Here is a 12,608-nt window from a genome sequence, read left to right as displayed (position 1 = left end):
CATTGCAAAAACTTGCAACAATGATAAACGATATTGTTTCTCAAGTGCGCCTTGTGGGGCGACTAGCGATCCTGTAGGGATGGCGAAATTCAGGAAGCCAGAAACGCAAAAACCCGCTTTCGCGGGTTTTTGTGAAATCCAAGGCCTGAACCTTGAATTTGAATTGGTGCCCAGAAGAAGACTCGAACTTCCACGACCGTAAGGTCACCAGCACCTGAAGCTGGCGTGTCTACCAATTTCACCATCTGGGCAATCATCGCAAGCGTTGCCGCTGTTGATGTGGCGCACTATACGGAGGCCTTTTTGATCTGTAAACCCCTGATTTGGTTTTAATAAATCAGTGTGAGCAAAAGCTTTCCCGCAAATGCAAAAAACCCGCTTTCGCGGGTTTTGTGTGAGTGTTGAAACTGATCTAGTCTCAAACTCGAAATTGGTGCCCAGGAGAAGACTCGAACTTCCACGACCGTAAGGTCACCAGCACCTGAAGCTGGCGTGTCTACCAATTTCACCACCTGGGCATCATCGAAAGCGCTTGTGCGTCGTCGATGGCGCGCACTATACGGAGCGCCTTTTTAACTGTAAACCCCTGCCGCAGAAAAAACTGAATTTTTTTACCAGCGGCGTTCAAAACGGTGTCCGAGCGTCGATACAAGGCCTTGCACAGCCTTATAGAAGCGGAAATTTCCCGTTTCCCGGCGCCTATGCCAAACTAACCCGCATATAGACAAGGTGAAAACTCTCTAATGGCCGATTGGCAGTCCCTCGATCCCGAGGCCGCTCGTGAAGCGGAAAAATACGAAAACCCTATTCCCAGCCGCGAACTGATCCTGGCGCACCTCGCCGATCGGGGTTCGCCTGCTGCCCGCGAGCAACTGGTCGAAGAGTTTGGTCTGACCACAGAAGACCAGATCGAGGCCCTGCGCCGCCGCTTGCGCGCCATGGAGCGCGACGCTCAACTGATCTACACCCGCCGTGGCACTTACGCGCCGGTCGACAAGCTCGACCTGATCCTCGGCCGCATCAGCGGTCACCGTGACGGTTTCGGCTTCTTGGTGCCGGACGACGGCAGCGACGACCTGTTCATGAGCCCGGCGCAAATGCGTCTGGTGTTCGACGGTGACCGTGCGCTGGCCCGGGTTTCCGGTCTCGACCGTCGTGGTCGCCGTGAAGGCGTGATCGTCGAGGTGGTGTCCCGCGCTCACGAAACCATCGTTGGTCGCTACTTCGAAGAAGGCGGCATCGGTTTCGTGGTTGCCGACAATCCGAAGATCCAGCAGGAAGTGCTGGTGACGCCGGGCCGCAACGCCAACGCGCAGATCGGTCAGTTCGTCGAAGTGAAAATCACCCACTGGCCAACGCCGCGCTTCCAGCCGCAAGGCGATGTGGTCGAAGTGGTCGGCAACTACATGGCGCCGGGCATGGAAATCGATGTTGCCCTGCGCACTTACGACATTCCGCACGTCTGGCCTGAAGCGGTTGTGAAAGAAGCTGCCAAGCTCAAGCCGGAAGTTGAAGAAAAAGACAAAGAAAAGCGCATCGACCTGCGTCATCTGCCGTTCGTCACCATTGACGGCGAAGATGCCCGCGACTTCGATGACGCGGTCTACTGCGAAGCCAAACCGGGCAAGCTGCGCCTGTTCTCCGGTGGCTGGAAGTTGTACGTGGCGATTGCCGACGTTTCCAGCTACGTGAAGATCGGCTCGGCGCTGGACAACGAAGCTCAGGTTCGCGGCAACTCGGTGTACTTCCCCGAGCGCGTGATTCCGATGCTGCCGGAGCAACTGTCCAACGGCCTGTGCTCGCTGAATCCTCAGGTTGATCGTCTGGCCATGGTTTGCGAGATGACCATCTCCAAGTCCGGCGAAATGACCGACTACTGCTTCTATGAGGCGGTGATCCATTCCCACGCCCGTCTGACCTACAACAAGGTCAGCGCGATGCTGGAAACGCCGAAGGCTACCGAAGCGCGCAAATTGCGTGGCGAGTACACCGACGTCGTGCCGCACCTCAAGCAGCTCTACGCGTTGTACAAGGTATTGCTGGCCGCCCGTCACGTACGTGGCGCGATCGATTTTGAAACCCAGGAAACCAGGATCATCTTCGGCTCCGAGCGCAAGATTGCCGAAATTCGTCCGACCGTGCGTAACGATGCGCACAAACTGATCGAGGAGTGCATGCTGGCCGCCAACGTGGCCACTGCCGAATTCCTCAAGAAGCACGAAATTCCTGCGCTGTATCGTGTTCACGCCGGTCCGCCGCCAGAGCGTCTGGAAAAACTGCGCGCGTTCCTCGGTGAGCTCGGCCTGTCCCTGCACAAAGGCAAGGACGGTCCGTCGCCGAAGGATTATCAGGCCCTGCTGGCGAGCATCAAGGATCGTCCGGATTTCCACCTGATCCAGACCGTCATGCTGCGTTCGTTGAGCCAAGCGGTGTACAGCGCTGAAAACGATGGCCACTTCGGCCTGAATTACGAAGCCTATACCCACTTCACCTCGCCGATCCGTCGCTACCCGGACCTACTGACGCACCGTGCGATCCGCAGTGTGATCCATTCGAAACAGGATACCCCGCACGTCCGTCGTGCCGGTGCGATGACCATTCCGAAAGCGCGCATCTATCCGTACGACGAAGCGGCGCTGGAGCAGCTCGGCGAGCAGTGCTCGATGAGTGAGCGCCGTGCCGACGAGGCGACCCGCGACGTGGTGAACTGGCTCAAGTGCGAGTTCATGAAGGATCGCGTGGGCGAGTCGTTCCCGGGCGTGATCACCGCAGTGACCGGTTTTGGTCTGTTCGTCGAGCTGACCGATATCTACGTCGAAGGCCTGGTGCATGTCACCGCGCTGCCGGGCGATTACTACCACTTCGATCCTGTGCACCACCGCTTGGCGGGCGAGCGCACCGGTCGCAGTTTCCGTCTTGGCGACACCGTTGAAGTACGCGTCATGCGCGTCGACCTAGACGAGCGCAAGATCGACTTCGAGATGGCCGAGAAAACCATCAGCGCGCCGATTGGTCGCAAAAAACGTGGCACCGAAACCGCTGCGCCTGCTGCCAAGGCTGCGGAAGAAAAGGCTCCAGCGAAAACCGCCAGCCGTCGTCCGGCCAAGGAAAAGGTCGCCGAAGCCTATCGCCCGAGCGACGCCGTGGCGAAAAACGCCGAGCTGCGCAAAAGCCGTGAATTGAAGAAGGCCTTGCTGGCCGATGCGAAAAACGGTGGTAAAGCGGCGTCCGGGGGAAAGACCGGACGGTCGGCGCCTGACAGGGCGACCGACGGCAAGCCAGCCAAGCCGAGCAAACACCGTAAGGGCCCGCCAAAAGCGGGTTCCGCTCCAGCCAAAAGTGGCGGGGCGCGTAAACCGAAGGCGAAGTCATGAGTCAGTTGGAAAAAATCTACGGCGTTCATGCGGTAGAAGCGTTGCTGCGTCACCACCCCAAACGCGTCAAGCAGATCTGGCTGGCGGAAAGCCGCAACGATCCGCGCGTGCAGACGCTGGTCGAGCTGGCCAATGAAAACCGTGTTCAGGTCGGCCAGGCGGAGCGTCGCGAAATGGACGCCTGGGTTGAAGGCGTGCACCAGGGCGTGGTCGCGGAAGTCAGCCCGAGTCAGGTCTGGGGCGAGGCCATGCTCGACGAGTTGCTTGATCGCACCGAAGGCGCGCCGCTGTTGCTGGTGCTCGACGGTGTGACCGATCCGCACAACCTCGGCGCCTGCCTGCGCTCGGCCGATGCGGCCGGTGCGCTGGCGGTGATCGTGCCGAAGGACAAGTCGGCCACGCTGACTCCGGTGGTGCGTAAAGTCGCCTGCGGCGCCGCGGAAGTGATTCCGCTGGTGGCCGTGACCAACCTGGCGCGCACTCTGGAAAAACTCCAGCAGCGCGGTTTGTGGGTAGTCGGCACCGCAGGTGAAGCCGAGGTCAGCATTTATAACCAGGACCTCACCGGCCCGACCATCCTGATCATGGGCGCCGAAGGCAAAGGCATGCGTCGCCTGACCCGCGAGCACTGCGACTATCTGGTGAACCTGCCGATGGCCGGCAGCGTCAGCAGCCTCAACGTATCGGTCGCCACCGGCGTGTGCCTGTTCGAAGCCCAGCGCCAGCGCGGTGCGAAGGCCAAGGCCAGCGCTTCGCGCAAGCTATAAGCTGCAAGCTGCAAGCCTCAAGTCAAAAGCGGTCCGCTTGCAGCTTGAGGCTTGTAGCTCATAGCTGCTGTTCAAATAATCACCAATTGCCTTGCGCCCCCGCAGTCCCTTCTCTACAATTGCGCCCCTTGCTGTGACGGCAGGCACGCATGTGCCCCGCGCCAGCAAGTCCATAAGTGTCATTCACTCCTTGTCTGACCGTTTTTGAGCGGCAGGCTACAACCCGTAAGGAGCATTCATGCGTCATTACGAAATCATCTTTCTGGTCCACCCGGATCAGAGCGAGCAAGTCGGCGGCATGGTTGAGCGTTACACCAAGCTGATCGAAGAAGACGGCGGCAAAATCCACCGTCTGGAAGACTGGGGCCGTCGTCAACTGGCCTACGCAATCAACAATGTTCACAAGGCTCACTACGTGATGCTGAACGTTGAGTGCACTGGCAAGGCCCTGGCCGAGCTGGAAGACAACTTCCGCTACAACGATGCAGTGATCCGTAACCTGGTCATCCGTCGCGACGAAGCCGTTACCGGCCAGTCCGAGATGCTCAAGGCTGAAGAAAACCGCAGTGAGCGCCGTGAGCGTCGCGACCGTCCTGAGCACGAAGGCGCCGAAGGCACCGACAGTGATGACAGCGACAACAGCGATAACGCTGACGAGTAATCCACGGACCTTATTAAGGAGCCTATCAAATGGCACGTTTCTTCCGTCGTCGTAAATTCTGCCGCTTCACCGCTGAAGACGTGAAAGAGATCGATTACAAAGATCTCAACACTCTGAAAGCCTACGTATCCGAGACCGGCAAAATCGTTCCAAGCCGCATCACCGGTACCAAAGCTCGTTATCAGCGTCAGCTGGCCACCGCTATCAAGCGCGCCCGCTTCCTGGCCCTGCTGGCCTACACCGACAGCCACGGCCGCTGAGACCGGGCAGTCGACAAGTAGCAAAGGATTGAATGCATGCGCGCCTTAGCTGAGTTCATCATGCGAGGCCGAATGCAGGCCACTCTCGTGGTGGCCGGATGTGCAACATTGCCGTTGTTGTATTGGTTGGGTGCTGCCGCCGGGAGCCTTGTGCTGCTGCGGCGCGGATTGACGGACGCCCTTGGCGTTCTGTCACTGGGACTGCTGCCGGCATTGATCTGGTGGCTGTATGCCGACGACCCACGGGCACTTCTGGTGCTGCTGGGGTCTTCGGGGCTTGCGTTGGTTTTGCGCGCAAGCGAATCCTGGGTCCGCACGCTGCTGGTCAGCGTAGTGATCGGAGTGGTGTTTTCAGTGGTGCTCGGGGTCGCGTTTGCGGCCCAGATCGAGATGCTTGCACAGGCCCTTATAAAGGTCATGCCGGCACTTCTCGGTGAGACCTACAAGCAATTGTCGGTCGATGAGCAAGCGCGTTTCGCGTCCCTGATTGCACCAGTCCTGACCGGACTGATTGCGGCCTTGTTGCAGATCGTCAGCGTGCTGAGCCTGATTGTCGGGCGGCATTGGCAGGCGTTGTTGTACAACCCGGGTGGTTTCGGTCGCGAGTTTCGCGCCATCCGCATCCCGCTGGGGCCGGCGATGTTACTGCTGGCGTTGATGCTTCTGGGCCCGAATCTCGGTGCACAGATGGCCATGTTGACGCCGTTGTGCAGTGTACCGCTGGTGTTCGCCGGGCTGGCCCTGATTCACGGGCTGGTCGGGCAGAAGCGACTGGCCGGTTTCTGGCTGGTGGGGTTGTACGTCACGCTGCTGTTGTTCATGCAGCTGATCTATCCGTTGCTCGTGGTTCTGGCCATTGTCGACAGCCTGATTGATTTTCGCGGTCGTCACGTGTCGAAAGACACCGACAGCGCGAACGGTGAAGGTTAAAAGTTAGAGGATTTTCACATGCAACTGATCCTTCTGGAAAAAATCGCCAACCTGGGCAACCTGGGCGACAAAGTAAACGTTAAGGCCGGTTACGGCCGTAACTACCTGCTGCCTTTCGGCAAGGCTACCGCTGCGACCGCTGCCAACCTGGCTGCGTTCGAAGAGCGTCGCGCCGAGCTGGAAAAAGCCGCCGCAGACCGTAAGGCATCGGCTGAAAGCCGTGCTGCCCAACTGGCCGAGCTGGAAGTGACCATCACTGCCACCGCTGGCGACGAAGGCAAGCTGTTCGGTTCGATCGGTACTCACGACATCGCTGACGCACTGACCGCCTCCGGCGTTGAAGTGCAGAAGAGCGAAGTTCGTCTGCCGAACGGCACCATCCGCAACGTGGGTGAATTCGACGTGGCCGTGCACCTGCACGCCGAAGTTGAAGCCACCGTACGCGTTGTCGTGGTAGCAGCTTAAGCAACACGGATCGGCTGGCGGCTTGTCCGTCAGGCGGTTAACATCGGGCACGATCCTGTTTACAGGTCGTGCCCTTTGTCTTTCTGAATTCCCTGCTTTTCACTAATACTCAAGTGGCCATGAACGATATCTCCGCTCCCGAGCAATACGATCTGCAAACCGCTGCCCTGAAGGTGCCGCCGCATTCCATCGAGGCCGAACAGGCCGTACTCGGTGGTCTGATGCTGGACAACAACGCCTGGGAACGCGTGCTCGATCAAGTCTCCGATGGCGATTTCTATCGACATGACCACCGTCTGATTTTCCGCGCGATCGCCAAACTGGCCGATCAGAACTCGCCGATCGACGTCGTGACCCTTGCCGAACAACTGGATAAGGAAGGTCAGACGTCGCAAGTCGGCGGCCTCGGCTATCTTGGCGAACTGGCGAAAAACACCCCGTCCGTCGCCAACATCAAGGCCTATGCGCAGATCGTCCGCCAGCGTGCGACGTTGCGCCAATTGATCGGCATCAGCACCGAGATTGCCGACAGCGCCTTCAACCCGGAAGGTCGCACCGCTGAAGAAATCCTCGACGAAGCCGAACGGCAGATCTTCCAGATCGCCGAAGCGCGGCCCAAGACCGGCGGCCCGGTCGGCGTCAATGAGCTGCTGACCAAGGCCATCGACCGCATCGACACGTTGTTCAACACCGCCGACGCGATCACCGGTCTGTCTACGGGTTACACCGACCTCGATGAGAAGACCAGCGGCTTGCAGCCGTCCGACCTGATCATTGTTGCCGGCCGTCCGTCGATGGGTAAAACCACCTTCGCGATGAACCTAGTGGAAAACGCCGTGTTGCGCAGCGAGAAGGCTGTCCTGGTTTACTCCCTCGAGATGCCAGGCGAATCGCTGATCATGCGTATGCTGTCTTCGCTCGGCCGAATCGATCAGACCAAAGTGCGTTCCGGCCAACTCGAAGACGACGACTGGCCGCGCCTGACGTCGGCGGTCAATCTGCTCAACGACCGCAAACTGTTCATCGATGACACCGCCGGCATCAGCCCGTCGGAAATGCGCGCGCGCACTCGTCGTTTAGTACGTGAGCACGGCGATGTCGGCCTGATCATGATCGACTACCTGCAACTGATGCAGATTCCCGGGTCCAGCGGTGACAACCGCACCAACGAGATTTCCGAGATCTCGCGATCCCTGAAAGCCCTGGCCAAGGAATTCAACTGTCCGGTAGTGGCGCTGTCGCAGCTCAACCGTTCCCTCGAACAGCGCCCGAACAAACGCCCGGTGAACTCCGACTTGCGGGAATCCGGAGCGATCGAGCAGGACGCCGACGTAATCATGTTCGTTTACCGCGACGAGGTGTATCACCCGGAAACCGAGCACAAGGGCATCGCCGAAATCATCATCGGCAAGCAGCGTAACGGCCCGATCGGTTTCATTCGGCTGGCGTTCATCGGTAAATACACGCGCTTCGAAAACCTCGCACCGGGCAGTTACAACTTCGACGACGACGAATGACAGCAGGCCGGATCATCCGGCTGCTGTCGTGGCCTGCTTCAATCGGCCGAAACTGCCGTCTCGCTGCTGGCAGGCTTTTCAACTGCCTCACCGGGGCGAATTTCCTCGCGCGTCAGTGACTGGATCAGCGTCGCTTCGCTAATGGCCAACTGTGCAGTGACGTCATTGGTTTGCGCGTCGTATTCGGCCTGGGTCAGTACTTTTTTCGCGAATTGCTCGTCCAGTGCCGCCTGTTTCTGCTGATAAGGCTGACGTGCGGCGTCGAACCGGGACGGATATTTGTGCGTGATGAAGTCCTGCCAGAATTCCATCGACACCAGAGCCTGAAACTCTTCGGGAGAGCCGTTCAAGGCGATGACTTTACGGTAGGCGACTTCCAGCATGGGCGGTGTGACGCCGGCCATGCCGATAAAGGACAGCGTCTGCGGCTGAAACGGCAACTGCAGCCGATCCTTGAGGCCAAAGCGGTAGGCCATGGTCATTTCATGCGGGTCGCTCAGGCGCAGGCGCTGGGTATTGCGCTCACGCGCTGGAGCCTGTGGATCGTTGGCGATTGTCCTGCTCGCAGCGATATCTGCTGCGGCCAGTTCATCGACCTGCCTTAGCCTGAACAGACTTCTGGACAGGTCCACCAGGCGAGTGCCATCCCCGTCTTGCCTTGCCTGCACTCTGGCCGTATGCGTCATGGTCAGCACTTGCAGGTCAGTAAACGTGGCGGCGGCAAGGTCAGTGCAGCCGGCTTCGCAGGCGCGATCGAAAACATCTCTGCGCAGAGCGCGTGATTGCACGTTGTTCTCGCTGATGGCATCGACCACGTCCCAGACCTGCCGACGGAAATCGGCGTGGTGGCCGAGTCTGGAAATGATGTTGAAAAAGCCATCCGAGCCGTCCTGTGCTTTCAGTCTGTCCAGCTGCGCGGTGCGTTTCGTCGCCTCGGTTGCCGTCATACCGATGGTCAACTGCGGATAGGCCGACGCAGCGTTCATTAGCGCCGGCTGCGGGCGGGCTGCCGGGACAGAAGTGGTCAGCAGGTTCAGAGGATTGTAAAGCGATGTTGCGGAGTGGCGCAGCCGCTCACTGTAGCCGGCCAGGCGTTCTCGAGTGTATTCGTTCAGGGGGTTATCGCTTATCTGAGTGCCGCTGTTGACCTGAATCGAATGCCTCAGGCGATCCGCTGCCGGTGCGACGACAAAGCTGGGCAGGTTCGTGATCCGGTTGTTGTTCAGAAGTATCCTGCCCAACAGGGGCTGATCGAACAGTCCGGCTGGCCAGCTTCCGATGCCGGTGTTTGACATGTCGACTTCGCGGATATCAGTGATCGCGCTGAAATCCGGGCTCACGTTCAAGTGCGGGTTATCGTGTATCCACAAGGCCCTCAAGGTCGTTCTTCCGGCCAGTATCTGCGCGGTCTCGGCGGTCAGTTCGAGTTGATTCCCCTGCAGGAACAGACGGGTCATCCCGTGCATTTCGCCGATGGCCGGCGGGAGATCCCTGAGACGATTGTTGGCCATGTTCAGCCAGCGCAAATGGCGGAAGCGGGTCAGAAAACCTTCCGGGGATTCGGTGAGATTCATGTTGTTGAGTTTGAGCGAGCCGACATGGCTGAAATCGGTGTTCAGATCCGGCAGGGTCGGCAACGTGAGGCCGCTCAAATCCAGTTCCAGACCTATCGGCGTGCCGTCGAAGGCGTGTTTCTGCGGCGTTTCACGTCGCCAGCAACTGATGATCCGATCCCGTGCCTCGATGCGCTCATTGCGGGTTTGGGTGTTGATCTGCAACTGATTGACGCGGATATAGCGCAGAGGATTGCTGCCTCCTGAAAAAACCCAGTTATCCAGCTGGTTTTTCAACACGGCGAAATCCTGCTCGAGCTCCAACAGCCTGGTCGCGACAGTGGCCTTGTCATGGTTCCAGATAAACTCCCGGCATTCCTTGATGCTTTTGCTCGGAAACAGTTTTCGGTAGCGCTGCGCGCGCGAGTTCTCACTGTCGAATACAGCGGGGTGGGCCGGAGTCATCAACTGCGGATGCAGTTCGTTGAGTTTTCGCCAGTAGCGATCGAACTTCCTCCAGTAAGGCGAAGGGAAGTCATTGCCTTCAAGCAGCGTGTGGTTGTTGATCCGCGCGACCACAGCCAATTGATCGGCTGGCGGGTTGATGTGTGCGTCGGGGACTTCGCGCAGTTTATTGTTGCTGAGGTCGAGGCCGGTCAAGGTGATCTTGTCAGCCAGGCCGGTGGGCCACTCGCTGATGCCGGTGTTCTTCAGGCCCAGTGTCTGCAGCCCGGACATCGCACTGAAATCGGGCAGCATCTGGAGTGGGTTGTTCGACAGGTCGATGCTGACCAACTGGTGCAATGCACTCAATGCACCAGCGCTGTTCTCATCGAGTTTTATCTGGTTTGAGGTCAGATTCAGGTGGGTGAGCCGGCTCATCGCGCTGATGTCTGCGGGCAATTTTTCCAGACCGCAATGGCTGATCGTCAAATTCTCCAGATTCGGCAACCGCGACAGGAACGTGTCGGCAGTGTCGGACCAGACTACGCTATCAAGAGTGAGCAACGTCAACCGACTGAAGTCGGCAGTCAGTGGTGGTAGCTGTCCTTTCAGTGGTGGCAGCGCAAGGTGCGGCGATTGCTGGAGCCAGCAGTCCTTGATGATCCGGGCAATGTGTTCTGCCCGAGCCTTTTCCCGGCCGGCCACGCTGGATGTTCCCGGCTGGCTGTCGGCGACGTAGGCCAGCAGTTGCGCATCGAGCGCCTTGAACTCTGCGAAACGCTGGCTGATCGTGGCTTCTGCACTGTCCCCCAGGCCAATCAGGTATTCCCGGGCGGTTTGTGGCGTTTTGTCCGGATACATCTGCAGCAGCATGGCGACTTCAGGGATGTCGCCATCAATCCGGAATGCACCTGTGCGTGCGCTGGTGATCAGTGCCGGATATTCCGCCGTAACCCGCTGCCAGTAGACTTCCAGCCGCCGCCAATAGCCGCTGGCAAAGGGGTTGCCTTCGATCAGGGTGATGCGGTTGATGTTGGCTATGGCGAGCAATTGATCACTCGCCGGGCTGATGACTGTCTGCGGAATTTCACGCAATCGGTTATTGCGCAGATCGAGCGACTCCATCGCCAATTGATGCTGCAATCCGGTTGGCCAGTCATCCAGTTGTGCATTGCGCAGACCCACGGACTTGAGCTCAGGCATGCCGCTGAAATCCGGGGCCTTGCCCAGCGGGTTGTCCGACAGGTCGAGTTTTTCCAGTTGGCTGAGCGAAGCCAGCTCGCTGGCGGTCTGGTCGCTCAGTTCAATGTGGTTCGCTCGCAGGTCCAACTCCTTGAGGGCTGGCATTTGCGCAAGGTTCGCCGGCGGCCTGGCGAGCGCCGAGGCATTGATTTTCAGACGCTCCAGGGCAGTGAACCCCTTGAGGAAGTTTTCGCCCCCCTCCGACCAGGCGACCGCCTGCAAGTGCAGCGTGCGGACATGGCTGAAATCTGCGGACAGCGGAACAATGCCTGCGTCGCCAAGATCCAGTTGCAACGTTGTACCTGTCTGACGTTTCCAGCAGCGCTTGATCTCTTGCGCGGCGCGCTCCACCGAGGGATGGGCCGCCCCGCCGGCCAGCTCACTGGTTTTCAACCAGGTCGCCAGCTCCAGCTTCAGGGTCTTGTATTCATTCTCGAGGCGCGTCAAAAAGCTTGGTACATCGTCACCCTGGGTGCGCAGCAGCGTGCGGATTTGCTCGCTGTCCAGAGATGGATAGAGTTTTCGCAGTCGCGACTGGGGCGTTCGCAGTCGGTTGACCGCAGCATTGAGCCGCTCGCGCAGCCCCGGTGAAGCAGGTTGGTCGGCACTGCCGCGCTGCATCCCGCCGGCCCCGCCGACCACGATGCCCTGCCAGCCCTGATCGGCATCGAATACGACAGGCTCTGATCTGCCCGGGCGCGTAGCGCTGTAGATGTTATCGACGTCAGCGGCGACAGGATCTTCAGGGCGGACGATGCGCATCACCTCGGTCAGAGGCGTCGAAGCATCGTGATCGTGCAGGACCTGATAGCTGTGATTGTCGATCACTGCGTAGAGTTTGCCGTCATGGCGGTACAGCCCATCGCTGTCGCGTGAGCTATGACTGAAGTCGAACGGCGTGCGAAACGCTTGCAGGCGTGTCACCGATAAAGCGAAGGTGCTCGGCGGCGAGAACTCCAGCGCATGCCACCTGCCACTCTCCGGATCGTGCAGCATCAGCGGTCCGGAGGGCTTCGATTCGCTCGCCAGCCCGGCGCGCCAGAGGCCGCTCGGCGAATCCTTGCTCACCTGCACGAAACCGCCGTCGGCCATTTCCACGTAGTGACGACCCTTGAATGTCCTCAGGCCTTCGGCGTCGGCGTCAGGCAAGCCGGTTGCGACAGCGAGGCGGTAATGCTCGACGGGGTGGCCTGTGTTGACCACGGTTTGCAGCGCTGATGCAGCCGCATGCACTGTGACATTCGGCGCCGGGATGATTGCATCAGGATCGTTGCTGTCCATGCGCCGGTTAGCGCGGATTGGCGGGCTGCTCAACGCGGTTGGGTCAAGACTGGGGCGCGGCGTGAGGAGGGGACGCTGCGGGATGGCATCGGCGGATGTATCCGGTCGAAGATG

Annotated in this window: 8 protein-coding genes and 2 tRNA genes; 7 read left to right on the top strand and 3 right to left on the bottom strand. The window is 59.3% G+C overall.

Annotated elements, in window-relative coordinates:
* Positions 1-164 precede the first annotated feature (164 nt).
* Both JWU58_RS24730 and JWU58_RS24725 read right to left on the bottom strand, forming a co-directional pair.
* Positions 165-251, bottom strand: a tRNA-Leu gene (locus JWU58_RS24730).
* Between the two features lie 180 nt (positions 252-431).
* Positions 432-518, bottom strand: a tRNA-Leu gene (locus JWU58_RS24725).
* 225 nt (positions 519-743) lie between these two features.
* Here JWU58_RS24725 and rnr point away from each other — a divergent pair.
* The 7 genes from rnr to dnaB all read left to right on the top strand — a co-directional run bounded on the left by rnr (position 744) and on the right by dnaB (position 7,974).
* A complete protein-coding gene (gene rnr, locus JWU58_RS24720; RefSeq protein WP_122610363.1) occupies positions 744-3,374 on the top strand; it encodes a ribonuclease R in 2,631 nt (876 codons plus the stop codon).
* Positions 3,371-4,141, top strand: a complete 771-nt coding sequence (gene rlmB / locus JWU58_RS24715; RefSeq protein ID WP_206421141.1) for a 23S rRNA (guanosine(2251)-2'-O)-methyltransferase RlmB — start codon at positions 3,371-3,373, stop codon at positions 4,139-4,141. The genes rnr and rlmB overlap by 4 nt, the downstream gene beginning before the upstream one ends.
* A 238-nt stretch (positions 4,142-4,379) precedes the next feature.
* On the top strand, positions 4,380-4,802 hold the full coding sequence (gene rpsF, locus JWU58_RS24710; RefSeq protein ID WP_016771938.1) for a 30S ribosomal protein S6: 423 nt from the start codon (positions 4,380-4,382) through the stop codon (positions 4,800-4,802).
* A 29-nt stretch (positions 4,803-4,831) separates the two neighbouring features.
* On the top strand, positions 4,832-5,062 hold the full coding sequence (gene rpsR / locus JWU58_RS24705; protein ID WP_002551829.1) for a 30S ribosomal protein S18: 231 nt from the start codon (positions 4,832-4,834) through the stop codon (positions 5,060-5,062).
* Positions 5,063-5,098: 36 nt separating this feature from the next.
* Entirely contained in the window at positions 5,099-5,992 is an 894-nt protein-coding gene (locus tag JWU58_RS24700; RefSeq protein WP_016771937.1) for a hypothetical protein, read from the top strand.
* Between the two features lie 18 nt (positions 5,993-6,010).
* Complete coding sequence (gene rplI, locus JWU58_RS24695) at positions 6,011-6,457, top strand: 50S ribosomal protein L9 (RefSeq protein WP_003221136.1); 447 nt, start codon at positions 6,011-6,013, stop codon at positions 6,455-6,457.
* A 119-nt stretch (positions 6,458-6,576) separates the two neighbouring features.
* On the top strand, positions 6,577-7,974 hold the full coding sequence (gene dnaB, locus JWU58_RS24690) for a replicative DNA helicase (RefSeq protein ID WP_016771936.1): 1,398 nt from the start codon (positions 6,577-6,579) through the stop codon (positions 7,972-7,974).
* 38 nt (positions 7,975-8,012) lie between these two features.
* On the opposite strand, the gene JWU58_RS24685 is transcribed toward dnaB, so the two are convergent.
* A complete protein-coding gene (locus JWU58_RS24685; RefSeq protein ID WP_206421140.1) occupies positions 8,013-12,494 on the bottom strand; it encodes an NEL-type E3 ubiquitin ligase domain-containing protein in 4,482 nt (1,493 codons plus the stop codon).
* Positions 12,495-12,608 lie beyond the last annotated feature (114 nt).

It is taken from the genome of Pseudomonas atacamensis (genome assembly GCF_017167965.1).
Lineage (GTDB): Bacteria > Pseudomonadota > Gammaproteobacteria > Pseudomonadales > Pseudomonadaceae > Aquipseudomonas > Aquipseudomonas atacamensis.
This window is presented reverse-complemented; position numbering and strand designations above follow the sequence as displayed.